26 protein-coding genes are annotated in these 24,594 nt (G+C 71.8%); 10 read left to right on the forward strand and 16 right to left on the reverse strand.

Going from position 1 to position 24,594, the window contains the following annotated elements; all coding sequences use genetic code 11:
- The first annotated feature begins 19 nt into the window (after window positions 1-19).
- Window positions 20-1,303, forward strand: a complete 1,284-nt coding sequence (locus RFN52_RS25345) for a thymidine phosphorylase (RefSeq protein ID WP_184849282.1) — start codon at window positions 20-22, stop codon at window positions 1,301-1,303.
- A 96-nt stretch (window positions 1,304-1,399) separates the two neighbouring features.
- The gene (locus tag RFN52_RS25350) at window positions 1,400-1,993 is read left to right on the forward strand and encodes a Uma2 family endonuclease (RefSeq protein WP_184849284.1); all 594 of its coding nucleotides are present in this window, start codon (window positions 1,400-1,402) and stop codon (window positions 1,991-1,993) included.
- 1 nt (window position 1,994) lies between these two features.
- Here RFN52_RS25350 and RFN52_RS25355 read toward each other — a convergent pair whose 3' ends face one another.
- Window positions 1,995-2,915, reverse strand: coding sequence for an AEC family transporter (locus RFN52_RS25355; RefSeq protein ID WP_184849286.1), 921 nt, complete (start codon window positions 2,913-2,915; stop codon window positions 1,995-1,997).
- A 136-nt stretch (window positions 2,916-3,051) separates the two neighbouring features.
- On the opposite strand from RFN52_RS25355, the gene RFN52_RS25360 reads away from it, so the two are divergent.
- Window positions 3,052-3,438 carry an STAS domain-containing protein gene (locus RFN52_RS25360; protein WP_184849288.1) on the forward strand — a complete coding sequence of 129 codons (387 nt, stop codon included), beginning with the start codon at window positions 3,052-3,054 and terminating at the stop codon, window positions 3,436-3,438.
- On the opposite strand, the gene RFN52_RS25365 is transcribed toward RFN52_RS25360, so the two are convergent.
- The 3 genes from RFN52_RS25365 to RFN52_RS25375 all read right to left on the reverse strand — a co-directional run bounded on the left by RFN52_RS25365 (window position 3,322) and on the right by RFN52_RS25375 (window position 7,009).
- A complete protein-coding gene (locus tag RFN52_RS25365; RefSeq protein ID WP_184849289.1) occupies window positions 3,322-4,338 on the reverse strand; it encodes a sigma-70 family RNA polymerase sigma factor in 1,017 nt (338 codons plus the stop codon). The two genes, RFN52_RS25360 and RFN52_RS25365, sit on opposite strands and share 117 nt — an antisense overlap.
- 151 nt (window positions 4,339-4,489) lie before the next feature.
- On the reverse strand, window positions 4,490-5,638 hold the full coding sequence (gene dnaN, locus RFN52_RS25370) for a DNA polymerase III subunit beta (RefSeq protein ID WP_184849291.1): 1,149 nt from the start codon (window positions 5,636-5,638) through the stop codon (window positions 4,490-4,492).
- A gap of 96 nt (window positions 5,639-5,734) precedes the next feature.
- Complete coding sequence (locus RFN52_RS25375; RefSeq protein ID WP_184849293.1) at window positions 5,735-7,009, reverse strand: MFS transporter; 1,275 nt, start codon at window positions 7,007-7,009, stop codon at window positions 5,735-5,737.
- A gap of 62 nt (window positions 7,010-7,071) precedes the next feature.
- Between RFN52_RS25375 and RFN52_RS25380 the strand changes: the two genes are divergently transcribed.
- Window positions 7,072-8,034, forward strand: coding sequence for a LysR family transcriptional regulator (locus RFN52_RS25380; protein WP_184849295.1), 963 nt, complete (start codon window positions 7,072-7,074; stop codon window positions 8,032-8,034).
- 72 nt (window positions 8,035-8,106) lie between these two features.
- Here the strand turns inward: RFN52_RS25380 and RFN52_RS25385 are convergent, their stop codons facing one another.
- Complete coding sequence (locus tag RFN52_RS25385; RefSeq protein ID WP_184849297.1) at window positions 8,107-8,865, reverse strand: alpha/beta hydrolase family protein; 759 nt, start codon at window positions 8,863-8,865, stop codon at window positions 8,107-8,109.
- A 123-nt stretch (window positions 8,866-8,988) separates the two neighbouring features.
- Here RFN52_RS25385 and RFN52_RS25390 point away from each other — a divergent pair, with 123 nt between their 5' ends.
- A complete protein-coding gene (locus RFN52_RS25390; protein ID WP_184849299.1) occupies window positions 8,989-10,146 on the forward strand; it encodes an adenosine deaminase in 1,158 nt (385 codons plus the stop codon).
- A 141-nt stretch (window positions 10,147-10,287) separates the two neighbouring features.
- On the forward strand, window positions 10,288-10,638 hold the full coding sequence (locus tag RFN52_RS25395; protein WP_184849301.1) for an ATP-binding protein: 351 nt from the start codon (window positions 10,288-10,290) through the stop codon (window positions 10,636-10,638).
- Between the two features lie 81 nt (window positions 10,639-10,719).
- Here RFN52_RS25395 and RFN52_RS25400 read toward each other — a convergent pair whose 3' ends face one another.
- From RFN52_RS25400 to afsQ1, 5 genes are all read right to left on the reverse strand, one after another.
- Complete coding sequence (locus RFN52_RS25400; RefSeq protein WP_107455762.1) at window positions 10,720-10,932, reverse strand: PspC domain-containing protein; 213 nt, start codon at window positions 10,930-10,932, stop codon at window positions 10,720-10,722.
- Window positions 10,933-10,997: 65 nt separating this feature from the next.
- Window positions 10,998-11,582, reverse strand: coding sequence for a VanZ family protein (locus RFN52_RS25405; protein ID WP_184849303.1), 585 nt, complete (start codon window positions 11,580-11,582; stop codon window positions 10,998-11,000).
- An 85-nt stretch (window positions 11,583-11,667) separates the two neighbouring features.
- Window positions 11,668-12,288: a hypothetical protein gene (locus RFN52_RS25410; protein WP_373308498.1), complete on the reverse strand. Its 621-nt coding sequence runs from the start codon at window positions 12,286-12,288 to the stop codon at window positions 11,668-11,670.
- Complete coding sequence (locus RFN52_RS25415) at window positions 12,285-13,889, reverse strand: ATP-binding protein (protein WP_184849305.1); 1,605 nt, start codon at window positions 13,887-13,889, stop codon at window positions 12,285-12,287. The genes RFN52_RS25410 and RFN52_RS25415 overlap by 4 nt, the downstream gene beginning before the upstream one ends.
- On the reverse strand, window positions 13,886-14,563 hold the full coding sequence (afsQ1, locus tag RFN52_RS25420) for a two-component system response regulator AfsQ1 (protein ID WP_053675520.1): 678 nt from the start codon (window positions 14,561-14,563) through the stop codon (window positions 13,886-13,888). Before afsQ1 ends, RFN52_RS25415 begins: the two co-directional genes overlap by 4 nt.
- 238 nt (window positions 14,564-14,801) lie before the next feature.
- Here afsQ1 and RFN52_RS25425 point away from each other — a divergent pair, with 238 nt between their 5' ends.
- Complete coding sequence (locus RFN52_RS25425; protein WP_184849307.1) at window positions 14,802-15,557, forward strand: SigE family RNA polymerase sigma factor; 756 nt, start codon at window positions 14,802-14,804, stop codon at window positions 15,555-15,557.
- Between the two features lie 185 nt (window positions 15,558-15,742).
- Here the strand turns inward: RFN52_RS25425 and RFN52_RS25430 are convergent, their stop codons facing one another.
- The 3 genes from RFN52_RS25430 to RFN52_RS25440 all read right to left on the reverse strand — a co-directional run bounded on the left by RFN52_RS25430 (window position 15,743) and on the right by RFN52_RS25440 (window position 18,900).
- Window positions 15,743-16,447 (reverse strand): uridine kinase family protein, encoded by a 705-nt coding sequence (locus RFN52_RS25430; RefSeq protein ID WP_184849308.1) that lies wholly within the window; start codon window positions 16,445-16,447, stop codon window positions 15,743-15,745.
- A gap of 306 nt (window positions 16,448-16,753) precedes the next feature.
- Window positions 16,754-18,271 carry an MDR family MFS transporter gene (locus tag RFN52_RS25435; RefSeq protein ID WP_184849310.1) on the reverse strand — a complete coding sequence of 506 codons (1,518 nt, stop codon included), beginning with the start codon at window positions 18,269-18,271 and terminating at the stop codon, window positions 16,754-16,756.
- Window positions 18,272-18,303: 32 nt separating this feature from the next.
- On the reverse strand, window positions 18,304-18,900 hold the full coding sequence (locus RFN52_RS25440) for an NADPH-dependent FMN reductase (RefSeq protein WP_184849312.1): 597 nt from the start codon (window positions 18,898-18,900) through the stop codon (window positions 18,304-18,306).
- 115 nt (window positions 18,901-19,015) lie between these two features.
- On the opposite strand from RFN52_RS25440, the gene RFN52_RS25445 reads away from it, so the two are divergent.
- Window positions 19,016-19,759 carry a TetR/AcrR family transcriptional regulator gene (locus tag RFN52_RS25445; protein WP_184849314.1) on the forward strand — a complete coding sequence of 248 codons (744 nt, stop codon included), beginning with the start codon at window positions 19,016-19,018 and terminating at the stop codon, window positions 19,757-19,759.
- A gap of 85 nt (window positions 19,760-19,844) precedes the next feature.
- On the opposite strand, the gene RFN52_RS25450 is transcribed toward RFN52_RS25445, so the two are convergent.
- From RFN52_RS25450 to deoC, 3 genes are read right to left on the reverse strand one after another with little or no spacing between them, the layout of a single operon-like run.
- Window positions 19,845-20,729: an aldehyde dehydrogenase family protein gene (locus RFN52_RS25450; protein ID WP_184849316.1), complete on the reverse strand. Its 885-nt coding sequence runs from the start codon at window positions 20,727-20,729 to the stop codon at window positions 19,845-19,847.
- Complete coding sequence (locus RFN52_RS25455; RefSeq protein ID WP_184849318.1) at window positions 20,722-22,158, reverse strand: aldehyde dehydrogenase family protein; 1,437 nt, start codon at window positions 22,156-22,158, stop codon at window positions 20,722-20,724. The genes RFN52_RS25450 and RFN52_RS25455 overlap by 8 nt, the downstream gene beginning before the upstream one ends.
- Window positions 22,159-22,163: 5 nt before the next feature.
- Entirely contained in the window at window positions 22,164-23,126 is a 963-nt protein-coding gene (gene deoC / locus RFN52_RS25460) for a deoxyribose-phosphate aldolase (RefSeq protein WP_062928753.1), read from the reverse strand.
- A gap of 134 nt (window positions 23,127-23,260) precedes the next feature.
- Between deoC and RFN52_RS25465 the strand changes: the two genes are divergently transcribed.
- Both RFN52_RS25465 and RFN52_RS25470 read left to right on the forward strand, forming a co-directional pair.
- Window positions 23,261-23,965: a PH domain-containing protein gene (locus RFN52_RS25465; protein ID WP_184849320.1), complete on the forward strand. Its 705-nt coding sequence runs from the start codon at window positions 23,261-23,263 to the stop codon at window positions 23,963-23,965.
- 182 nt (window positions 23,966-24,147) lie between these two features.
- Complete coding sequence (locus RFN52_RS25470; protein WP_184849322.1) at window positions 24,148-24,531, forward strand: DUF6204 family protein; 384 nt, start codon at window positions 24,148-24,150, stop codon at window positions 24,529-24,531.
- The last annotated feature ends 63 nt before the right edge of the window (window positions 24,532-24,594 follow it).

Consider the following 24,594-nt stretch of genomic DNA (forward strand, 5'->3'; position numbering starts at 1 on the left):
CTCGGAAGGAAGCCAAGCCATGGCCATGGACGTCATCTCCGTCATCCGCACCAAGCGGGACCGCGGTGAACTCAGCGACGCACAGATCGACTGGGTCATCGACGCGTACACCCGCGGGGAGGTCGCCGACGAGCAGATGTCCGCCCTCGCCATGGCGATCCTGCTGAACGGCATGAACCGCCGCGAGATCGCCCGCTGGACGGCCGCGATGATCGCCTCCGGCGAGCGCATGGACTTCGCGTCCCTGTCCCGCCCGACCGCCGACAAGCACTCCACGGGCGGCGTCGGCGACAAGATCACCCTGCCGCTCGCCCCCCTGGTCGCCGCCTGCGGCGCGGCCGTACCGCAGCTGTCCGGCCGCGGCCTCGGCCACACCGGCGGCACCCTGGACAAGCTCGAAGCGATCCCCGGCTGGCGTGCGCTGCTCTCCAACGAGGAGATGCTGCACGTCCTCGACACCACCGGCGCGGTCATCTGCGCCGCGGGCGACGGCCTGGCCCCCGCCGACAAGAAGCTCTACGCCCTGCGGGACGTCACCGGCACGGTCGAGGCCATCCCGCTGATCGCCTCTTCGATCATGTCCAAGAAGATCGCCGAGGGTACGGGCTCGCTGGTGCTGGACGTGAAGGTCGGCACCGGCGCCTTCATGAAGACCATCGAGGACGCCCGTGAGCTGGCCTCCACGATGGTCGGCCTCGGGACCGACCACGGCGTGAAGACGGTCGCGCTCCTCACGGACATGTCCACCCCCCTCGGTCTGACCGCCGGAAACGCCCTGGAGGTCCGCGAGTCGGTGGAGGTCCTGGCGGGCGGCGGCCCGGCGGACGTGGTCGAGCTGACGGTCGCCCTGGCCCGCGAGATGCTGGACGCGGCCGGGGTGAAGGACGCCGACCCGGCGAAGGCGCTGGCCGACGGCTCCGCGATGGACGTCTGGCGGCGCATGATCGCGGCCCAGGGCGGCGACCCGGACGCGACGCTTCCGGTGGCCCGCGAGCAGCACGTGATCAAGGCCCCGGCCTCGGGTGTCCTGACCCGCCTCGACGCCTACGGCATCGGCGTCGCGGCCTGGCGCCTCGGCGCGGGCCGTGCCCGCAAGGAGGACCCGGTGCAGGCGGGCGCCGGCGTCGAGATGCACGCCAAGCCGGGCGACACGGTCACGGAGGGCCAGCCCCTCCTGACCCTCCACACCGACACACCCGAGCGCTTCGAGTACGCCCTCCAGTCGATCGAGGGCGCCTATGACGTCGCGGCGCCCGGGACGGACTTCACGGCGTCGCCGGTGGTGCTGGAACGTATCGCCTGACCAGGCGGTTTCCCCTTCGGGTGAACGGGATCGGTGGACCCCCGCCGGTCCCGTTCGGCATGCTGGGATCGGTGACGCACCGATTGGAGAACCGCCATGAGCGCACTCACCGTCGACCACTCGCCGGCCAACGGGCACGAGTGGGACGACCTCGTCCGGATCTGGCAGGAGACGGACGCGCCAGAGGGCTGCAAGGTGGAGATCATCGAGGGGATCGTCACCGTGGCACCACCGCCGTCCAACGCCCACAACGACATCGCTGACCTGGTTCAGCGCGCCTTGTACGAGGTCATCCCCAGGCACTGGGGCATCTACCAGACCCTGGGTACGGCGGTCCCGTCCCGTGACGGGCTCTACATTCCTGATCTTGCAGTAGCCCCCAGGCAGGTTCTCCGGGACGAGGGTGGCAACTTCATCCCAGCGGCTGCCGCCGAACTCATCGTCGAGATCACGTCCAAGTCGAACGCGGCGCACGACCGGATCAAAAAGGCCGCAGGCTACGCCCAGGCGGGTGTCCCGCTGTATCTGCTCATCGACGGCTGGGCCCCCGGCGGTCCCACCATCACGCTCTACGGCGAACCGCAACGGGATGTCTACCGGGTTCTCGACGCGGGCAAGTTCGGAGAACTCATCACGCTGCCCGAGCCCTTCGGCCTCGATATCGACACCGGCGAGTTCGCCGAGAACTGAGTCACCCCAACACAGCCGCCACCCCCACCAGCACCGGCACCGCCAGCACCGTCGACAGCAGGATCGCCTCCCTCGCCAGCACCTCGCCCACCCGGTAGCTGCTCGCGTACGTGAAGAGGTTCTGCGCCGCCGGCAGCGCCGACGTCACCACCACGTCGAGCAGCAGGGCGCCGCGCAGACCGAAGACGCCCGCCGCGAGGGCCCAGGCGACCAGGGGCTGGACCACGGACTTCAGGGCCACGGCGAGGAGTACCGGGGCCCGTTCCGCGCCGCGCAGCGGGAGCGTGCTGCCGCGCAGGGAGATGCCGAAGGCCAGGAGCACGGCGGGCACCGACATGTTGCCGATCAGGGTCAGGGGGTCCAACAGCGGGCCCGGCACCGTGCGGCCCGACGCCGAGACCACCACCCCGGCCAGGGAGCCCAGCGCTATCGGATTGCGCAGCGGCGTGAGCAGCCGCTGCCACAGGGGACGCTTCCCCCCGCCGCTCGCCAGGTCCAGCACCGTCAGCGCCACCGGTGTGACACCGACCAGCTGGAACAGCAGCACCGGCGCGACCAGCGACGCGTCACCCAGCACGTACACGGCGATCGGAATGCCCAGGTTCCCGGAGTTGACGTAGCTGGAGCACAGCGCGCCGATCGTCGTCCGGCCCACGCCCCAGCCGCGCGCCGCCCCCACCGCCACGAAGATCCCCGCCACCGCTGCCGTGCTCATCGCCGTGACCAGCAGCCGGTCGGAGAAGATCACGGACAGGTCGGCCTGCGCGAGGGTCGTGAAGAGCAGCGCCGGCGACGCCACATGGAAGGCGAGCTTCGTCAGGACCTCACGGCCGCCGTCGCCCAGATACCCCCGCCGGCCGATCAGATAGCCGACGCCGATGACGACGGCGATGACCGCGAACCCGCTCAGCACCCCCTGCACGGCTCCTCCCCACCGGCGACGAGGGCAGCGGGCAGTACGGCGGGGCCGGATCGGTGGGGCATACAGCCAACCCTCCGGGGAAGGCACTGCCCAGGTCAATGTGATCCTTACGGCGCCGACAGGACGGACAGCCGCGATGAGTTACCGCCGCCCGCCCGGTCTACCGATCGTGGACGCCATGACACCGCCCGTGCTCGTACTGCCCGGCCCCGTCACCCGGGACGAGGTGAGGGGGCTCAGCGACGATGTGCGGGCACTGCTGCACGGCAGCGGTGCCCGGGTCGTGGTGTGCGATGTCGCGGGCCTGGGGCCGCCGGGCCTCGCCGCCGTCGATCTGCTGGGGAGGCTCCAGCTGGCCGCCCGCCGCGCCGGGGGGCGGATCCGGCTGCGCGACCCCGATCCGGCGCTACGCGCCCTGCTCGACCTGGTCGGTCTCGGCTTCGAGGTGGAGGGGGAGGTCGAAGAGCGGGAACCAGCGCTGGGTGTCGAGGAAGCAGTGGAACCCGGTGATCCGGCCGTCTGAGATCTCCAGCACCTGGACCGCCCACGGCGTGAAGCCGCCCTTCTCGGGGTCCGGCTTGTACTGGGCGAACCCGGGCAGGCCGTTGACCTGGACGGGCACCAGCCGGGAGCCCGCGCAGGGCGCGCCGAGGGTGGTCATGAAGCCGGTGATGTCCCGCGTGCCGGTCAGCCACAGGTCGAACGGCGGCATCGTCATGACCGCGTCCTCGTGCAGCAGCGCCGTCAGCGCCGTCATGTCGTAGCCCTCGAAGGCCGCCACATAGCGGTCCAGCAGCTTCTGCTGGTCCTCGTCCAGCGGGTCGGAGACGGCCGCCGCGGCGCCCCGCTCCTGCCGCTCGGCGAGGGTGGCACGGGCCCGCTGGAGGGCGCTGTTCACCGACGCCACCGAGGTGTCCAGCAGCTCGGCGACCTCACTGGCCTTCCAGGCCAGGACCTCGCGCAGGATCAGCACGGCCCGCTGCTTGGCCGGGAGCTGCTGCAGGGCGGCCATGAACGCGAGCCGCACGGACTCCTTGGCGATCGCCGCCTCCGCCGGGTCACCGGTGGTGGGCAGCACACGGGCGTCCGGCATGGGCTCCAGCCAGGTGTTGTCCGGTCGGGGGGAGAGGGCGGCCTGGGCGAGCGGGGTGGACTCGGTCAGGTCCATGGGCCGGGCGCGCTTGTTGCCCGCGGTCAGCATGTCCAGGCACACGTTGGTCGCGATGCGGTAGAGCCAGGAGCGCAGACTGGAGCGGCCCTCGAATGTGGCGTAGCTGCGCCAGGCGCGGACCATCGTGTCCTGCACCGCGTCCTCCGCCTCGAAGGAGGAGCCGAGCATCCGGTAGCAGTACCCCGTCAGCTCCGTCCGGTGTGCCTCCAGCCTGCTGTCCAGGTCCGTCGGTGCCGCCGTGCCGTTCGCCATCTCCACCCACCCCTGTGGACGTTCTGTTCACGCGCCATTGCGCTCCAGCACTCCGGAAGCTACCGCAGCCCACTGACAACGGCCCCCCGAGCGCACAAAAGCGCAGGTGGGAGCTGGTGATCCAGACCGGCGGCGACCGACGTGCGGGCCTTCACACGAGCTCCTTGACCGACATGAGCAGATGCCGGTGCTCCCCGGCCTCCGCGCCCGCATCCGCCTCCCCGTCGCCCGGCACGGCGTGCAGCAGCGCCCGCTGCCCCGCCCCGAGCAGTTCCAGCCGCACCCGTGGGCTCTCGAAGGACGTCAGGGCGTCCAGCAGGTAGGCCGGGTTGAACGCGACCGGCATCTCGTCGGCGCCGCTCAGCGTGGCGGGCAGCCGCTGGGCCGCCACGTCGTCGCCGTAGCCGGCGCGCAGCCGTAGGGATCCGCCGGCCGAGAAGTCCAGCCGCACGGGGCTGTTCGCCTCCGCCACCACCGCGACCCGCCGCACCGCCTCCGCGAGGTCCTCGCGCGCCACCTCGGCGACCGCTGCCCCCGCCATGTCGAACAGCGACGTGTACGACGGCAGCCGCCCGTCCAGCAGCCGCAGCGCGGTCCGCGTCCGCCCGCTCTCGAATCCGACCAGCCCGCCGCCCCCGCCCGGCTCCCACCCGATCCGCACGTTCCCGCCGCGCCCCAGCGACCGCGCCGCGTCCAGCAGCCGCCGCGCGGGCAGCAGTGTCTCCACGACCCCGTCACCGGCGGCGACCTCCGGCTTCCACTCCAGCCGCCGCACCGCGTACCGGTAGCGGTCCGAGGCCGACAGGGTCATCTCCCCGCCGTCGAGGCGCAGTTGTACGCCCGTCAGCAGGGGCAGCGTGTCGTCACGTCCGGCGGCGACCGCCACCTGGGCGACGGCGGTCGCGAAGGCGGCGGCGTCGACGGTGCCGTAGGGCGCGGGCGGCCCGGGCGGCGACGGGTACTCCGCGAGCGGCAGCGTCGACAGCCCGAAGCGCGTACCGTCCGCCTCCACCGTGAACCGCGAGCCCTCCAGCACACAGCCCACCGGCCCGTCCGGCAGCACCCGGCAGACGTCCAGCAGCCGCCGCCCCGGGACCAGCACCCGCCCGGGGGCCGTGACCTCCGCGTCGGCCTCCACCCGAACCGCCGCCTCGAAGTCGAACCCCGTCACGGCCAGCCGCCCCGCGCCCGCCTCCAGCAGCAGCCCGCCCAGCACCGGCACCGGTGTCCGGCCGGGCAGCGCGCGGGCCGCCCGGCCCACGGCATCGGCGAACTCCGTACGGTCGATGCGGAGCTCCATGAAAAATCCCCCTGCTCGAAACCGGTGACCAGCCGGCGCGGACGTTATCCGCACCCACTGACAACCGGCCCCGACCAGGGGGGATGCCGCAGAGTCTCAGGCGGCCGTGGCCAGTTCCCGGCGCTGCAGCCGGGCCGCCCGGGTGCCGAAGACCGTGATGGTGACGACGCCCAGGACCGCCAGGAGTCCGACCCCGACCGTCCCGGCCCAGCCGCCCGCGTGGAAGGCGATCGCGCCGACCGTGCTGCCCGCGCTGGAACCGATGTAGTACGCGGACTGGTACAGCGCCGAGGCCTGGGCGCGGCCGTGCGTGGCCGTCTTGCTGACCGCGGAGGAGGCGACCGCGTGGCCCGCGAAGAAGCCCGCCGTGATGAGGACCAGGCCCGCCAGGACCAGCGGGAGCGAGTCCGCCAGGGACAACAGCAGACCCGCCGTCGTCGTACCGCCCGCCGCGTACAGCGCGCCCCGCCGGCCCAGCCGCCCGACCAGCCGGCCCGCCGTCGACGCCGACACCGTGCCGACCAGGTAGACCAGGAAGATCGAGCCGATGATGCCCTGCGGCAAGGAGAACGGAGCCTCGGTCAGCCGGTAGCCGATGACCGTGTACACACCGCCGAACACCGTCATGAACAGTGCGCCGATCGCGTACAGCCGGCACAGCAGCGGGTCGGACAGGTGGCCGCGGACCGTCCGGGCCAGGACGCGCGGCCGCAGCGAACCGGCCTTGAAGTGCTTGGGGGCGGGGAGCAGCAGCCGGAAGGCCACCGCGCACGCCACCGCGATCACACCGATGACCCCGACGGCGATCCGCCAGCCCCATTCCTGCGCGACCCAGCCGGTGATGACCCGGCCGCTCATCCCGCCGACGCTGTTGCCCGCGACGAACAGTCCGATCGCCGTGACCAGCGCCTTCGGGCTGACCTCCTCCGCGAGATACGCCGTCGCCGAAGCGGGCAGCCCGGCGAGGGCGGCGCCCTGCAGCGCCCGCAGCGCGATCAGCACACCGAGAGAGGGGGCGAGCGGCACCAGCAGCCCGAGCGTGACGGCCACCGCGAGCGACGCGGTCATGACCGCCCGGCGTCCGAAGCGCTCCGACAGGGCGCTCATCGGCAGCACGAACAGCGCCAGCCCGCCCGTCGCGGCGGCCACCGTCCAGCTCGCGTCGCTCGCCGCCACACCGAACTCGCCGGAGATCAGCGGGAGCAGCGCCTGCGTGGAGTACAGCAGCGCGAAGGTCGCGACACCCGCGAGGAAGAGGGCGAAGCTCATCCGGCGGTAGCCGGGGCCGCCCGGGGAGACACGTGCATCGGGGGTGGGAACAGAGGCATCGGCGCCCACGATCGTGGACGCCCCGGTACTGGCGGGAGACATGCCTCGAACCTACGGACGCCGCACTCATCCGTCCAATGCATGGAACGGTCATAATCGTTCCCATGGTGCATCAACCAAGCTCACAGCCACGCCTGTCACCAAGCAGTGACACAGAAGACATGGCAGAGATGTCGAAGCTGCTGGCGCCGCGCCTCGCCTACTTCGCGGGCGTCGCCCGCACCGAGCACGTCACCCGCGCCGCCCAGGAGATGAACGTCCCCCAGTCGACCCTGTCCCGCTCCATGGCCCGCCTGGAGCAGGACCTGGGCGTCGACCTGTTCGCCCGGCACGGCCGCACGGTCTCCCTCACCCCGGCCGGCCGCACCTTCCTCACCTCCGTCGAACGTGCCCTGGCCGAGGTCGAGCGCGCCGCCGAGGAGGTCCGCGCCGACGCCGACCCGACCACCGGCAAGGTCGCCTTCGGCTTCCTGCACACCATGGGCGCCGAGACCGTCCCGGGCCTGCTGCACGCCTTCCGCGCCGACCACCCGCGCGTCCGTTTCAGCCTCGTCCAGAACTACGGGGAGGCCATGCTGGAACGCCTCCGCGCCGGCGAGCTCGACCTGTGCCTGACGTCCCCGGTGCCGGACGCCCCCGACCTCGTGGCCCGCCGCCTGGACGAGCAGAAGCTGCGCCTGGTCGTCCCCGCCGACCACTCCCTGGCCGGCCGCCGCCGCATCCGCCTCGCCGAGGCCGCGGACGAAACCTTCGTCACCCTGGAACCCGGTTACGGCCTGCGCCGCATCACCGACGACCTCTGCAAGGAGGCCGGCTTCAAGCCCCGCATCGCCTTCGAGGGCGAGGAGGCGGAAACGCTGAGGGGCTTGGTGGCGGCGGGCCTGGGAGTGGCCCTCCTGCCCCCGCCGGCGGTCCCGCGCCCCGGGGTGGTGGAACTGACGGTCACGGCCCCCCGCGCGGCCCGCGAGATCGGCGTGGCCTGGCTGGAGGGCCATCCGGACACGCCGCCGGTGGCGGCTTTCAAGAAGTTCCTGCTCTCGAGAAGAGGCAGTTTGCTGCCGACTTGAGGGGCGCGGGGAACTGCGCGAGCAACCCACCACAAACCCGCACCCCGAAAACCACGGGCACCTCACATGGCGCTACCGCCTCGAAGGACTGAACCCCGCCGCGAGCGGCATCCGCAACCCCAACGGCGGCGGCGCCGCGAACGCGTCCCGCACGGGCCTCGACACCACCCGCCCGAACAACGCCCCCATCACGAAGTCCTCGGCCAGCGCCAGCACTTCGTCCCGGTACTGGTGCAACCCGTGCCCGTCGGCGTGCACTTCGAACCGGCACACGTCCCGGTTCGCCTTCTTCGCCCGCGCCGCCAGCCGGAACGACAGCTCGGGATCCGTCCGCCCGTCGTTCGTGCCGTGCACGATCAGCACCTGGCGTCCGACCAACTGCTTCACCGGTTCGGGTGGCGCCGCGACGTCCTCCTCCGGCAGCCAGGGGGCGAGCGCCAGCACGGAGTTGACGGCGTCGTGGCCCCCCGCCCGCAGCCCTGCCCGGCCGCCCATCCCGAGACCCACGAGGCAGACCGGGACGTCCCCGTAGCGCCGTACGATCTCGTCGGCCGCCCAGGTGGCGTCCTGCGCGAGATGGGCCTCGCTGCCGTTCCAGCCGCGGTAGCGGTAGTGCACCACGTGCGCGGCGAGACCCTCGTCCCGGCCCGCGCGGGCCAGCCGTCGCCCGACGGCGCGCATGGAGGCGGTCGCCAGCATGGGGGACGGTCTGCGGGCGGAGACCTCGTCACCGCCGGGGAGCAGCAGCACCGCGCCGCTCACCGCCGTCGGCTGCGGACCGAGTGCCCTGCCCAGCCGGGCCCTGCGAACCGGCGTCGCTTGGTGTGCCATGACAGAACAGTGTCAGAAGCGCGGGTGTACTCGACCCGTCCTCGGGGTCACCGTTACGTATCGACGAAAAAGTAAAGCAGCCGGGGCCGCGCCCTCTACGCGCGTAGGAGTTAGAGTGCGGAAATGACGAGCCAGACCACCGCGAACACCCCGACAACGGACCAGATCCACCGGGCGCCCAAGGTTCTGCTGCACGACCACCTCGACGGCGGTCTGCGCCCCGGCACCATCGTCGAACTCGCCCGCGAGAGCGGCTATACCCAGCTCCCCGACACCGACCCCGAGAAGCTCGGCGTGTGGTTCCGCGAAGCCGCCGACTCCGGCTCCCTGGAGCGGTATCTGGAGACGTTCTCCCACACCGTCGGCGTCATGCAGACCCGCGACGCCCTGGTCCGGGTCGCCGCCGAGTGCGCCGAGGACCTGGCCGCCGACGGCGTCGTCTACGCCGAGGTGCGCTATGCCCCCGAGCAGCACCTGGAGGGCGGCCTCAGCCTCGAAGAGGTCGTCGGGGCCGTCAACGAGGGCTTCCGGGAAGGAGAACGGCGCGCACACGAGAACGGGCAGCGCATCCGTGTCGGCGCGCTGCTCACCGCCATGCGGCACGCGGCCCGCGCCCTGGAGATCGCCGAACTCGCCAACCGTTACCGCGATCTGGGCGTCGTCGGCTTCGACATCGCCGGTGCCGAGGCCGGCTACCCGCCCACCCGGCACCTCGACGCCTTCGAGTACCTGAAGCGCGAGAACAACCACTTCACCATCCACGCCGGGGAGGCCTTCGGGCTGCCCTCCATCTGGCAGGCCCTGCAGTGGTGCGGCGCCGACCGGCTCGGGCACGGCGTGCGGATCATCGACGACATCCAGGTCCACGAGGACGGCCGCGTCGAACTCGGGCGGCTCGCCTCCTACGTCCGGGACAAGCGCATCCCGCTGGAGCTGTGCCCGAGCTCCAACCTCCAGACCGGGGCCGCCGCCTCGTACGCCGAGCACCCCATCGGGCTGCTGCGCAGGCTGCACTTCCGTGCCACGGTCAACACGGACAACCGCCTGATGTCCCACACCAGCATGAGCCGGGAATTCGAGCACCTCGTCGAGGCATTCGGATACACGCTCGACGACATGCAGTGGTTCTCCGTCAATGCGATGAAATCAGCGTTCATTCCTTTCGATGAACGGCTGGCCATGATCAATGACGTCATCAAGCCCGGATATGCCGAGCTGAAATCCGAATGGCTGTTCCGTCAGACCGCTTCCACCAGTGGTTCTGCTGATGCCGAGGGCTGATCCGGGGTATTCGGCGTACTGCGGATGCAGACGGTGTTCGCAAATCCGACCGTATTTCGATGTTTGCGGCGGGTGGCGCCGGGTGTTTACGGTCGCTGGACCGCTCACCCATCCCGTCATCCCGTTACGAGGACGCATTTCATGAAGCAGTCTGCTGCCAAGTCCCTCGGTGTCGCCGCGCTCGGTGCCGCCTTCGCCGCCTCCGGTGCGGGCGCCGCCAACGCCGCCCCGGCCCTCCCGGACACCGCCCAGACGCTGGAGACCGTCACCGCGGCGCTCCCTGCGGAGCAGCTCTCCCAGACGCTGCCGGGCTCGGGTGAGGCGCTGGGCCAGGGACAGCCGGCGGCCGGTGCCGGTCTGGCCGCCGCGCAGCCGGTCACCGAGCAGGTGCTCGCCACGGGCCCGACGGGTCCGGCCGGCCTGCTGGGCGGACTCCCGGTGCAGGGCCTGCCCACGCAGGGCCTGCCGGTGAACGGAGTGCCGGTCGGCTGACCCACCCGCCGAGGCGGACACACATGCCGATGGGGCGCACCCGCACGGGGTGCGCCCCATCGGCGTTCTCGCATCAGGGTGTCACCAGGCCGTCTGGGTCTTGCCGTGGACCTTGTCCTCCGAGGGCAGCACGATCCACAGGGCGATGTACAGCAGGAACTGCGGGCCGGGCAGCAGGCACGAGACGAGGAAGATCACGCGCATCGTCGTCGCGGAGGTGCCGAAGCGCCGTGCCAGCGCGGCGCACACTCCGCCGATCATGCGGCCGTGGGTGGGGCGGGCGAGGCGGGACATGTGCGACTCCTTCAACGTCGGTGTGCGTGGGGTCTCTCGTCCGAGTACCCCATCTGCACTCCACGCTACGGAGACGAAGGGGGCAAAGCGTCGCTCCACGGGGCGATCCCGACCCTGGGAATCGTCGGGGTCCGACCCTGAGCCGGCTCCTCGGGCGGGAGGGGCGCACGCAGCACGCGGGCGGCGGTACGGCGGCGCAGCCAGGAGCGGCCCGCCGGGACCAGCGCGAGGTGCGCGAGGGCCACGCCCGCGGTGTTCAGGAACAGCGAGTCGACGTCGACGACCTGACCGGGCACGCCGGTCTGCAGCAGTTCGATGCCCCACGACAGCAGGGCGCCGGCCGCGACGGTGCGCAGCAGGGACGCCAGCGGCGAGACGACCAGCCTGCCGCTCACCATCGGCAGCAGCACACCCAGCGGGGCGAGCAGGGCCAGCCCCTCACCGATCCGGCGGGCCGCCGCGGGCCAGCCCAGGGCGAGATCGGCCCGGATACCGGCGAACGGCCGCAGATTGGCGGGCATCACCCAGGGGACGTCCAGCGGCCGCAGCGTTAACCAGGCGACGAACGCGAGGTGTGCGACGAGGAGGACACCTCCTGTCACACGGATGCGGAACGCGGCGCTGCCGCCGATGGAGCCTTGACGCTGCACGCCCCCCAAGACGCGGCCTCCGGCAGGATCGGTTCCGGGATGGACCCGGACAGGCCTGTGAGGCATGCGCCACAGCCCGGCCGGGTCACTCCCCGGCCACGCCCTTCGACGGCGGTTCCGTGCTGCCCGGCCGGGCCCGCACCTCGTCCGTGCACTCGTAGCGGCGCGGTGCCTCGCCGCCGGGACCGCCCAGGACCACCGAGCCGTCCCCCTCGGCCGCCGCCGAGTCGGAGAACGTGCAGACGATCTGCGCCAGGGCGTAGGAGGTGAGTCCGGCCGGTGCCGTGCTCAGCCGCAGCGTGTCCTCCGGATCGCCGGGGCGCGGTCCGCCGACGGTGATGCCGTCGCGGACGTCCGTGCTGTAGCCGGCTTCCTTCTCGGCGGCCGACGGCGGTGTGGCGAGCTGGTCCAGCAGGCCCTGCGCCACGAGCATGCGCCGCTCGGAGTCGGCCGCGCCGTCCGGGACCCGCACGGTCCGGTCGACGGTCACCAGAGCGGACCCGCACAGCAGGAACACCTGCACCGGCAGCCCCCGGGCCGCCTGCGTCGAGACGTCCGGCTCGGAGAGCGAGCACTGCACCCGCGAGGGCGCGGCCCCGAAGTTCGTCGGCACCTCCGTGGCCCGGATCCCGCAGCCGGCCAGCAGCACGGCGAGCGCCGGAACGGCCAGCAGACGGGGCACGGCCGCGAGACGGGCGGTCATCATGCGTCCCCCTTCGATTCCTCGCCCTGGGGCCGGTCGGTGCCGCTCTCGGGCCTCAGACCGTCCTCGGCGGGCTGCTCCTCCGCGGGGGACGTGCCGCGCGGGAGCCGCAGGGTGAACACCGCGCCGGAGTCGGGCGAGTTGGCCGCGGTGATCTCGCCGCCGTGGATGTGGGCGTTCTCCAGCGCGATGGACAGACCCAGGCCGCTGCCCTCGGAACGCGGACGCGAGGCACTGGCCTTGTAGAAGCGGTCGAAGACGTGCGGCAGGACGTCCTCCGGGATGCCGGGGCCGTGGTCCTGCACCTCGATGACGATCGAGTCGTCCGCCTCCCGCACCGACACCCGCACCGGGGAGCCGCCGTGCTTGAGCGCGTTGCCGATCAGGTTGGCCAGGATGACGTCCAGGCGGCGCGGGTCCAGCCGGGCGTGCAGGCCGCGCTCGGCGTCCAGCTCGACCGCGTCCAGCCAGGCCCGGGCGTCGATGCAGGCGGTGATCTGGTCGGCGAGGTCGACGTCGTCCAGGACCAGCCGGGCGGTGCCCGCGTCGAAGCGGGTGACCTCCATCAGGTTCTCGACCAGGTCGTTCAGCCGCCGCGTCTCGCTCACCACCAGCCGGACGGCGGGCTCGATCATCGGGTCCATGCTCCCGGTCTCCGCCTCCAGCTCCTCCTCCAGCACCTCCGTGACGGCGGTGATGGCGGTGAGCGGCGTGCGCAGCTCATGGCTCATGTCCGCCACGAACCGCCGGGACGACTCGTCGCGGGCGGCCATGTCGGCGACCCGCTTCTCCAGTGCCTCGGCCGCGTTGTTGAACGTCCGGGACAGATCGGCGAGTTCATCCGTCCCCGACACCCGCAGCCGGGTGTCCAGTTTGCCCTCGCCGAGCCGCCGCGCGGCCGCCCCGAGCCGCTGCACCGGCTTCAGCACCGTCGTCGCCGCGGCCTGCGCGAGCAGTGCCGAGCCGATCAGCGCGAGGCCCGTGGCGATGCCCAGCGACCAGGCCAGCGAGTTGAGGTCCTTCGCCTCCGGCTCCAGCGACTTGAGCATGTAACCGGTCGGCCCGCCGCCGATCACGCGCGTACCGGCCACCAGGTACGGCGTGTCGTGGTCGACTATCCGCTGCCAGTACAGGTGGTACGGCTGCTTGTTGCTGCCGTCGACCTTCTGCGCCTTGTTCACGGCCGTGCGCAGCGAGACCGGCACGTCGCCCAGCGAGAAGCCGCTCAGGCCGCCGGAGCTGCCGTAGACGGTCCGGCCCGCGGTGTCGCGGCCGACCAGCAGCACACTGAAGCGCTGGTCGCTGCCCGCCATCTGGCCCGCGGTGTGCTGCAGCTCGTCCTGCGTCGGACGCTCGGGCAGCGCGGCAGCCCGGTTCTGCATCTCCTGCTCGAAGTCGCGCAGCACGGCGTCCTGGGTGCGGGTGAGCACGGCCTCGCGGTTGAGCCAGTACGCGATCGCGGACGCGGACACGGCGGCCGTCAGGGCCACCAGGCCGAAGACGACGACCAGTCGCAGCCGCAGGCTGGTGAAGCGCAGCCGCGACAGAACTCCCTTGCGCGCCCCGGTCCAGCCGCGGGCCCCCCCTTGGTGCGCCTGGGTCACTGAGGCGCGTCCAGCCGGTAGCCGACACCCCGCACGGTACGGATCAGCGTCGGGGACGACGGCACGTCCTCGACCTTGGCGCGCAGCCGCTGGACACACGCGTCCACGAGCCGCGAGTCGCCCAGGTAGTCGTGTTCCCACACCAGCCGCAGCAGCTGCTGCCGGGACAGCGCCTGGCCCGGCCGCCGGCTCAGCTCCAGCAGCAGCCGCAGCTCGGTCGGCGTGAGCTGGAGGTCCTCGCCGTTCTTCGTCACGGTCATCGCCGAGCGGTCGATGACGAGGCTGCCGAAGCTCGCCGCGTCGTTCGACTCCCGCTCGCCGCGCCGCAGCACGGCCCGGATCCGGGCGTCCAGCACCCGGCCCTGCACCGGTTTGACGACATAGTCGTCGGCGCCGGACTCCAGCCCGACCACGACGTCGATGTCGTCGCTGCGCGCGGTCAGCAAGATGATCGGCAACTGGTCCGTGCGCCGGATGCGCCGGCACACCTCGAACCCGTCGATGCCGGGCAGCATCACGTCCAGCACGATCAGATCCGGCCGCTGCTCGCGCAGGAGCTTCAGACCGTCCTCACCGCTGGCAGCGGTCGCCACGCGGTGACCCTGGCGCGTCAGTGAGAGCTCCAGGGCCGTCCGGATGGCGTCGTCGTCCTCGATCAGCAACAGGGAAGGCACGCGCTCATTCTGGCCCATGGAGGGGTCGGGGTTCGACCGGTGGGGCCCACTCGGTGCGGCCGGTACCGCCGACGCGTGTGTGCAGCCTGTGTGCGGCCTGTGGCCGACCCCTGTGACAGGTCTGTGACAGTCGGCGGACACGGCCATGAAAGTGCCGCGGCAAGCTTTTCGGCACAGGCAAGGAAGCCCGCCCCAACCGGCGGGCCGCACACCGGAAGTCCACGACGGGGGGCGCGAGATGAACACGCTGCACGGCATCAGCACCAGCGCAGTTGTCACGCGTCTGCACGACGTGAACAGGGGTTCCGAGAAGTCCGGTGCTGTGAGCGGGCGGGGGTGCGCTCGCGGCGCCGGGCGTCAGCACACCGCGTTCATGACGGTGGTTGACGCACCCACGGGGGAGAACAAGGGGACGGGGGCGGCTCACGGGGGAGCCGCGTACGGGGAGGGCTCGGGGGAGCGCCGTTCACTGACGGAGGCGGAGTTCACCGCCTACGTTCAGGAGCGCCGCGCCTCCCTGTACGCAACCGCCTACCACCTCACCGGTGACCGCTTCGAGGCCGAGGACCTGCTGCAGAGCGCGCTGTTCTCGACCTACCGGGCGTGGGACCGGATCAGCGACAAGGCCGCGGTCGGCGGATACCTGCGCCGCACCATGACCAACCTGCACATCAGCGCCTGGCGGCGCCGCAAGCTCAACGAGTACCCGACCGAGGAACTGCCGGAGACGCCCGGCGACACGGACGCGATGCGCGGCACCGAGCTGCGCGCCGTCCTGTGGCAGGCGCTGGCCCGGCTGCCCGAACTCCAGCGCACCATGCTGGTCCTGCGCTACTACGAGGGCCGCACGGATCCGGAGATCGCGGAGATCCTCGACATCAGTGTCGGCACGGTGAAGTCCAGCATCTGGCGGTCGCTCCGCCGGCTGCGCGAGGACGAGGTCCTCAGCTTCGGCCGTGACGAGGAGGACGCCTTCGGCGAGCTCGTCGCCTGAAGGTCGGGGGAGCACCACAAGGGGGCCCACGGGGGAACCGTACGGACGCTGGGGGGCGTCTTCACGGGAGAGTGGGGACTCGGGGGAGGACAACGGGGGAGCACAGGAGCGGGACTGGAGGGCCGGGGGGTCCGTCCAGTCCCGCTTTCCTTTGTGCTCCGGCCACCCTGGGGCCGGGCAGCCGGCTAGGCCGCCGTACGGAGGCCCGCGCACCGGCCGGCCGCAGCCGCTGCCAGCCGGCCCATCGCCTCGTCGCGGTCGCAGGCGTGCGCGCCCAGTGCCGTCTGGCGGGCGACGATCGTGCGCTCCTCCCGCATCAGGCGCCAGCCGCGGCGCAGCAGGAACGGCACCGACTTGCGGCCCTCCTTCAGATCCCGCAGGAAGCGGCGGCGGAAGGTCTTCACCGGGCCGCGGCTCAGGCATAGTGCGTCGGCCAGGACGCCGAGTTCACGGCAGCGCGTGACGATCTCCGCGGCGAAGATGCCCTCCGCGATGAACAGCGGGGTCCGCCCGATGTCGACCGTCTCCGCGCCGGTGCGGGCGCTGAGCGAGATGTCATACACGGGAACGTCCGTACGACCCGTGCGGCACAGCCGGGTGATCGCGGCGACGGCCGTGTCCGCGTCCCACGAATCCGGATGGTCCCAGTCGATGTCGGAGCTCTCCGCCACGAGCGGCAGCGTCGGGTCGTCGCCCTCCTTGTAGAAGTCGTCGAGCCGCAGCACCGGGAGGCCGGAGCGGGCCGCGAGGAGGGACTTGCCGGAGCCGGAAGGGCCGCAGAGCAGCACGACTCGCGTCGATATGGGCAGAGGAGAACTCACGGGACACCAGTGTGAGGCATCCACCGGGGGCCGTACGACCCCGCGGGTCGCCTTTGATGCGCGCGTCACACCTCAACTACCCTCAGCCGCCATCCGATTACCCAGCGCATCTGAAGGTTTCCTGGGGGAGACCGGGCCACGGTCCGGACTCCAGGCAGCGGGTGACACCCTCGCCCACACCACCGGCCCCGGTCACGGGTCTCCAGCCCACCCCCTCGCCGGCACGGGAGCGGACCCGCTCGACAACAGCGTCGGCACCGACCTCGCCGACTTCAAGCCGGTGACGTCCCAGGCGCTGAAGGGGCCCGTGGCGCAGTCGATCGGGAGCGTCCCGGTGGTGGAACACTGTGACAGGGCTGCTGTCGCAGCCGTAGCTCACCGGCCCCGCAGCGGGACCTCCCGGACCAGCCACGCCACGGCGAAGGCCACGGCGCACAGGACGGCCGTGCCGAGCGCGACACCGTGCAGGCCGTCCACGACACCCGTCCGGAACGCCTGCCGTACCGGCGCCGGCAGGTCCCGCAGCAGCCCGGGTGTCAGCTCGCCTTGGGTCAGCCGCCCGGCGTCCGCGCCGAGCCGGTCCGTCACACCGGCCGTGAGCCGGCTGGTGTAGACGGACCCGAGGACGGCGACGCCGAGGGAGCCGCCGATGGTGCGCAGCAGCGTCTGTGTGCCGCCGGCCGCGCCCATGTCGCGGGGCTCGGCGCTGTTCATCGTGAGGAGCATCGCCGGCTGCATCAGGCAGCCGATGCCCACGCCCAGCACGAGCGTCAGACCGGAGGCGACGGGCACCGTCGTGGCCGTGCCGAGCGTCAGCAGCGACAGCGCCCCGGCCGTGGCCAGCGCGCCGCCCGCGATCGGATAGGCGCGGTAGCGTCCGCCGTCGGCGATCCGCCGGCCGATGACGAGCTGGGCGCCCATCATGCCGAGCATCAGCGGCAGGAGCAGCAGGCCGCTCTCGGTGGACGACGTGTCCCGCACGAACTGCAGGTACTGGGGTAGGTAGCTCGCCGCCGCGAGCATGGCCGCGCCCGTGACGAAACTGAGGACCTGGGCCACCGTGAAGTTCCGGTCCCGGAACAGCCGGGGCGGGATCACCGGCTCCGGTGCGCGCCGCTCGACGCGCACGAAGGCGGCCAGCGCGCCTGCGCAGACCAGGGCGAGCCCGATGATCTCCGGTGACGTCCAGGCGTACGTCGTCCCGGCCCAGCTCGCCAGCAGCGTCAGGGCGAGGATCGCTGCGGTGAGCAGCCCTGCCCCCGCCAGGTCGACCGGCGCCTTGACGCGTGCCGCCCGCAGCCGGACACCCCACCCGATGAGCGCGAGCGCGACGGCGCCGACCGGGACGTTGACGTAGAACACCCAGCGCCAGTCCAGGTGGTCCGTGAGGAAGCCGCCCATCAGGGGGCCGCCGATCATCGCGGCGGGCAGTAGCACTCCGATCAGTGACTGGGCGCGTCCGGCCTCGGCCGGGGTGAGCAGCGTGCCGATGAGCGCCAGCGCCCCTACGAACAGTCCGCCCGCGCCGATTCCCTGCAGCGCCCGGAAGGCGATCAACTGGCCCATGTCCTGGGCGAGTCCGCACAGCATCGAGCCGGCCAGGAACACGGTGATGGAGGTGAGGTAGCTGCCCTTGTGGCCGTACAGGTCGCCGAGTTTGCCCCAGACGGGGGTGGAGACGGCCGTGGTCAGCAGGTAGGCGGTGATCACCCAGGAGAGGTGGCCGAGGCCGCCGAGGTCGCCGACGATGGTGGGCAGGGCGGTACCGACGACCGTGCCGTCGAGTGTGGCGAGCACGATGCCGAGCAGCAGGCCGCCGATGACGAGCCGGGAGGGCGGGGTGACCGGGCGGGCGGCCTCCTCGGTGGCGTCTCCCGCGGCGCGTGTGTCCATGATTGCCCTTCCCCCTGCTGCGAGGCCGGTGATCAGGCGACGTAGCTGCGGACGGACTTGGCGTCCCGCAGGGCGTGACCCCACCAGGCGAGCTGGTCGAGCAGGGCCTTCACGGCGGTGTCGGCGGCGGGGTCCTTGCAGGCGCCGTCCTCGTCGAAGCGGCTCCACGCGTCGTGGAGGCTGACGGAGTTGCGGATGGTCATGGCGTTCACCTCGGCCATGACGACCCGCAGGTGCTCCACCGCGCGCAGACCGCCGGACAGGCCGCCGTACGAGACGAAGCCGACCGGCTTGCCGTGCCACTCCTCGCCGTGCCAGTCGATCGCATTCTTCAAGGACGCCGGGAAGCTGTGGTTGTACTCGGGCGTGACGAGGACGAAGGCGTCGGCTGCCGCGAGGCGCGGTGAGACGAGGGCCAGTTGCTCCCGGCTGCCGGGCGATGGCTGCCGGCCGAACGCCGGAAACACAATCGGCAGCGGCGTCTTCGCGAGGTCGACGACGTCGGCCACCAGGTCGTCGCGCTGGTGGAGATGGCCGGTCAGCCACGTCGTCACCACGGGTGCGAAGCGTCCCTCGCGAGTCGAGCCGACGAGGACGGCGACGCGGAGCGGTTCGCTGCGTTCGGGCATGGGTCTCCCCCTGGATGTGTACGACGTATCTTGGTGCGTACAGCGTACACAGGTGCTGTGTGCGGCGTCTACTGGAGATACGCTGTACACGGCATCGAGCGGGAGGAGCGGGGCCATGCCGGTCACGAAGAAGGAGGCCGAGGAGAGCGGGGGCGAGGGGCCCTCTCTCTGGGAGCGCATGGAACGGCCCGCTCCTCTGCCTCGCGCCTCGCTGAGCCTGGAGCGGATCGCCGCCGCCGCGGTCGAGATCGCCGACGAGGAGGGCGGCGCCGCCGTCACCATGCGCCGCCTCGCCGCCAAGCTGGGCGTCGCCCCCATGGCGGCCTACCGGCACGTCGACGGCAAGGACGACCTCTGGGCGCTCATGATCGACCGCGTCTCCCGGGACCTGGCCGTACCGGAGGGCGTGACGGACTGGCGTGAGGTACTGCGCTCCTACGCCTTCCAGACGCGGGAGCTGATGCTCGCCCACCCGTGGATGGCGGTCATGCCCACCCCCGTCATCATGCTCACACCGTCACGGATGGCCGTGGCGGAACGGCAGCTGGCCGCGCTCGCCGTCTGCGGCCTGGACGCCGACTCCGTGATGGCCGCATTCCGGGCCGTCACCTCCTTCGTGCACGGCTCGGCCCAGACCGAGATCGCCCTGCGCGACTACCAGGAACGCCACGGCTGGGCCGGCGGCGACGAGACCCGCGAGGCGCTCGCCCCGCAGATGCGCTACCTGGTGGGCACGGGCCGCTACCCGGCCTTCGAGCAATACGCCCTCGGCGCGACCCGCAAGGACGACCGGGCCTGGGAGTTCGCGTTCGGCCTCGACTGCGTCCTCGACGGCATCGGGCAGCGGCTCGGGATCTGAGGCGGCATCCGGGGCGGTGCGGACGCGGAGAAGCCCCGGCCCTCCCGGACGGAGGAGGGCCGGGGCTTCGGCTGTGACGGGTGGCTCAGTACGAGGAACCCGACGCGCCCAGCGAACCCGTGGGGTGCCAGACCGTCTTCGTCTCCAGGAACGCCGTCAGCCGGTCGGTGCCGGGTGTCTCCGTGTAATCCACAGGCTGTGGACGGAGGACGCGCTTGAGGTTGTCCGCCGCGGCGATCTCCAGGTCCTTCGCCAGGACCTCGTCGGCGCCCGCGAGGTCGATCGCGTTGACGTCCTGGTGGGCGGCGAGCGGGGCCGCGATCTCCGCCGTGCGGCCCGACAGGACGTTGACCACGCCGCCGGGGACGTCCGAGGTGGCCAGCACCTCGGCCAGGGACAGCGCCGGCAGCGGGGCCTTCTCGCTGGCCACGACGACCGCGGTGTTGCCCGTCGCGATCACCGGGGCGAGCACCGACACCAGGCCCAGGAAGGACGACTCCTGGGGCGCCAGGACGGCGACCACGCCCGTCGGCTCGGGAGAGGACAGGTTGAAGAACGGGCCCGCGACCGGGTTGCCGCCGCCGACCACCTGGGCGATCTTGTCGGTCCAGCCCGCGTACCAGACCCAGCGGTCGATCGTCGCGTCCACGACCGCGGCCGCCTTGGACTTCGACAGGCCCTCCGCGTCGGCCACCTCACGGGTGAACTGGTCGCGGCGGCCCTCCAGCATCTCGGCCACGCGGTAGAGGACCTGACCGCGGTTGTACGCCGTCGCCCCGGACCAGGCGCCGAACGCCTTGCGCGCCGCGACCACCGCGTCACGGGCGTCCTTGCGGGACGACAGCGGCGCGTTCGCCAGCCACTTGCCCTTCGAGTCGGTCACCTCGTACACCCGGCCGCTCTCGGAACGCGGGAACTTCCCGCCGACGTACAGCTTGTAGGTCTTGAAGACAGTCAGGCGGTCAGACATCGAGGTATGCCTCCAGGCCGTGACGGCCGCCCTCGCGGCCGAAGCCCGACTCCTTGTAGCCGCCGAACGGCGACGTCGGGTCGAACTTGTTGAACGTGTTGGACCAGACGACACCCGCGCGGAGCTTGTTCGCGACCGCCAGGATGCGGGAGCCCTTCTCCGTCCAGATACCGGCGGACAGGCCGTACGGCGTGTTGTTGGCCTTGGCGACCGCCTCGTCCGGAGTGCGGAACGTCAGCACCGACAGCACCGGGCCGAAGATCTCGTCCCGGGCGACCGTGTGCGCCTGCGTGACGTTCGTGAACAGCGTCGGGGCGAACCAGTAGCCGCTCTCCGGCAGCTCGCACGCCGGCGACCAGCGCTCGGCGCCCTCCGCCTCGCCCTGCTCGACGAGCGAGGTGATGCGGGTGAGCTGCTCCTCGGAGTTGATCGCGCCGATGTCCGTGTTCTTGTCCAGCGGGTCGCCGAGGCGCAGCGTGGACAGGCGGCGCTTCAGGGACTCCAGGAGCTCCTCCTGGATCGACTCCTGCACCAGCAGGCGGCTGCCGGCGCAGCAGACCTGGCCCTGGTTGAAGAAGATGCCGTTGACGATGCCCTCGACGGCCTGGTCGATCGGGGCGTCGTCGAAGACGATGTTGGCGCCCTTGCCGCCCAGCTCCAGCGTGACCTTCTTGCGCGTCCCGGCGACCGTGCGGGCGATCTCCTTGCCGACGGCCGTGGAGCCGGTGAAGGCGACCTTGTTCACGTCGGGGTGGGCGATCAGCGCGGCGCCGGCGTCGCCGTAGCCCGGGAGGATGTTGACGACGCCCTTGGGCAGGCCCGCCTGGCGGCAGATGTCCGCGAAGAACAGCGCCGACAGGGGGGTGGTCTCGGCCGGCTTCAGGACGACCGTGTTGCCGGTCGCGAGGGCCGGGGCGATCTTCCACGCCAGCATCAGGAGGGGGAAGTTCCAGGGGATGACCTGGCCCGCCACGCCCAGCGGCCTCGGGTTCGCCCCGTAGCCCGCGTGGTCGAGCTTGTCGGCCCAGCCCGCGTAGTAGAAGAAGTGCGCGGCGACCAGGGGCAGGTCGGCGTCGCGCGTCTCCTTGATCGGCTTGCCGTTGTCGAGGGTTTCGAGGACGGCGAGCTCGCGGGAGCGCTCCTGGATGATGCGGGCGATGCGGAAGAGGTACTTCGCGCGCTCCGCGCCCGGGAGCGCCGACCACTTCTCGAAGGCCCGGCGCGCGGCCTTCACCGCACGGTCGACGTCCTCGGAACCGGCCCGGGCGATCTCGGAGAGGACCTCCTCGGTGGACGGGGAGACGGTCTTGAAGACCTTGCCGTCCGCCGCCTCGACGAACTCGCCGTCGATGAACAGGCCGTACGAGGGCGCGATGTCGGCGATCGCGCGCGACTCGGGGGCCGGGGCGTATTCGAATACGGGTGCCATGGTGATCAGTCCACCGTCACGTAGTCGGGGCCGGAGTAGCGGCCGGTGGCCAGCTTCTGGCGCTGCATCAGCAGGTCGTTCAGCAGCGACGAGGCGCCGAAGCGGAACCAGTGGTTGTCCAGCCAGTCCTCGCCCGCGGTCTCGTTGACCAGCACGAGGAACTTGATGGCGTCCTTGGAGGTGCGGATGCCGCCGGCCGGCTTCACACCGACCTGGATGCCGGTCTGGGCACGGAAGTCGCGGACGGCCTCCAGCATGAGGAGGGTGTTCGCGGGGGTGGCGTTCACCGCGACCTTGCCGGTGGAGGTCTTGATGAAGTCCGCGCCCGCCAGCATCCCGAGCCAGCTCGCGCGGCGGATGTTGTCGTACGTCGAGAGCTCGCCCGTCTCGAAGATGACCTTCAGGCGCGCGGAGGTCCCGCAGGCCTCCTTCACGGCCGTGATCTCGTCGTACACCTTCAAGTATCGACCCGAGAGGAACGCCCCGCGGTCGATGACCATGTCGATCTCGTCCGCACCGGCGGCGACGGCGTCCCGCACGTCGGCCAGCTTGACGTCGAGCGCGGCGCGGCCGGCCGGGAACGCCGTGGCGACCGAGGCGACCTTCACGCCGGAGCCGGCTACGGCCTCCTTGGCCACGGCCACCATGTCGGGGTAGACGCAGACCGCCGCCGTGGACGGCGTCGTGCGGTCCGTCGGGTCGGGCTTGACCGCCTTCGCGCCGAGCGCCCGGACCTTGCCCGGGGTGTCCGCGCCTTCCAGCGTCGTCAGGTCGACCATCGAGATGGCGAGGTCGATGGCGTACGCCTTGGCGGTCGTCTTGATCGAACGGGTGCCGAGCGAGGCCGCACGGCCTTCGAGCCCGACCGCGTCGACGCCGGGGAGCCCGTGGAGGAAGCGGCGCAGCGCGCTGTCGGACGCGGCGACGTCCTTGAGGGGGTGAGCTGCGGTGAGTGCAGAACTGGGCATGGTCACCAGACGAGCATATCTACGCGCGTAGCGGCTGTACAGCCCCCCGGTTTCTCCGGGACGGATCCGCGATCGTTCCCAGGCCCGGGGGACGTGGATGCGGGACGTGCGGACCGGTCCGGCAGAATCGAGACATGACGAGCCCCGAATCCCAGCCGCCGGCGCCGCAGCCTGCGGAGCCCGAGTCCAAGGACCGGGTGTACCGGTCGGCCCCGGCCATCGCCGGTGGCGTGCTGCTGCTCGCCATCGCCGGATGGCTCGGCGTCGACGCGGTGATCTCCGGGGAGGGGCGCACGCCGTGGCTCGCCCTCGCCCTGCTGCTCCTCGTCGTGCCGCTGGTCGTCGCCTTCACCCTGCGCCCGGCCGTGTACGCCGGCGACGACCGGCTGCGGATCCGCAACCCCTTCCGCATCGTCGTCGTGCCCTGGGGGCAGGTCGCCTCGCTGCGCTCCGCCTACTCGAACGAGGTCCTCACCGAGTCCGGTGCGAAGTACCAGCTGTGGGCCGTGCCGGTGTCGCTGCGCGCGCGCAAGAAGGCCGCGCGGCGCGAGATGCGGGCGACGGCGCAGGCGCGGCGGGAGATGGGGCGCGAAGGGAGCCGGGGCAGCGCGCTCGGCACGACCGAGGGGCTGAGGCAGGGCTTCAGCCGGGAGCCGCTGTCGGACGGGCCCGTGCGGGCGGAGACCGACCGGATCATGGACGACCTGCGGGGGCTGCACGAGGCGCGGCGGCAGGCGGAGTCGGCGCGGGGCGAGGTGACCGTGCGGTGGGCGTACGAGGTGCTGGCGCCGGCGGTTGCGGGGGCCGTGCTGGTGCTGATTCTGGTGGTGCTGGGGTGATGGACCGGCCGGTTCTGGTCCGCTGACCGTGCGACGGGTTGGGGTACCGCTGGGCTGACCGTGCGACGGGTTCTGGCGGGCCTGCCGCCCGCGCGGTGCTGCCGGTGCCGGGTTCCGGGTGCGCGTCGCCTCATGGAAAACCGGTGGAGCCGGTGTGCTCCCCGGGCCTAGGTTCGGGGAGCATGAGCACCCGTACCTTTCGTGTCACCGTCCGAGGCGTTTTCGACGGGCTGAGTGCCGACCAGCGGGCCGGGCTGCTGGCGCGGGCCGCGGAGCACGACGTGCTGCGCGCGGCCTTCACGCCCGAGGGGAGCCTCACGTACGACGTGGCCGTGCGGCCCGCCTTCACCTTCCGCTTCCTGGACTCCGGGGAGGCCGAGGAGGACATCCTGGAGGCGACCGAGCGGGCCGAGGAGTCGGCGCGGGCCTGGCTGGAGCAGCGCGGGTACGGCTACAAGAACCTCCGGTCCACCGCCGAGGACCTCTCCCAGGCGCCTCTCGGCAAGCGGCAGCGGCGGGAGGCCGCCCGGAAGGGTTGTGAACTGCTGGCGGCCGACTGTGCATAGACGTGTTCAGGTGCGCATGAGGGAGTGTCCGGGCTGCGGAAGGTGCGGCCTCATGCGCGTGAA

Source organism: Streptomyces collinus (assembly GCF_031348265.1).
GTDB lineage: Bacteria > Actinomycetota > Actinomycetes > Streptomycetales > Streptomycetaceae > Streptomyces > Streptomyces collinus.